The organism is Streptococcus oralis, assembly GCF_964238205.1.
GTDB lineage: Bacteria > Bacillota > Bacilli > Lactobacillales > Streptococcaceae > Streptococcus > Streptococcus oralis_CZ.
Window position 1 is genome coordinate 1 of record NZ_CAXSLF010000001.1, and the last position, 570, is coordinate 570.

1 pseudogene is annotated in these 570 nt (G+C 47.2%); it reads right to left on the reverse strand.

The features are described 5' to 3' along the window. Nucleotides 1-570, reverse strand: a pseudogene (locus tag ACESOD_RS09800) (hypothetical protein); the annotation flags it as partial.

The window sequence follows — 570 nt, forward strand, 5'->3', positions numbered from 1 at the left end:
TCAGCTTCTGAATCAGCAAGCACATCAGCTTCTGAATCAGCATCAACAAGTGCATCTGAGTCAGCAAGCACATCAGCATCTGAGTCTGCAAGCACATCAGCTTCTGAGTCAGCATCAACAAGTGCGTCAGAATCAGCAAGCACATCAGCATCTGAGTCTGCATCAACAAGTGCATCAGAATCAGCAAGCACATCAGCTTCTGAATCAGCATCAACAAGCGCATCTGAGTCAGCATCAACATCAGCGTCTGAGTCAGCATCAACAAGTGCGTCAGAATCAGCGTCAACATCAGCTTCTGAATCAGCATCAACAAGCGCATCAGAATCAGCAAGCACATCAGCTTCTGAGTCAGCATCAACAAGTGCGTCAGAATCAGCGTCAACATCAGCTTCTGAATCAGCATCAACAAGTGCGTCAGAATCAGCGTCAACATCAGCTTCTGAATCAGCAAGCACAAGCGTATCAGAATCAGCAAGCACAAGCGCATCTGAGTCAGCAAGCACATCAGCTTCTGAGTCAGCATCAACAAGTGCGTCAGAATCAGCGTCAACATCAGCTTCTGAATCAGCA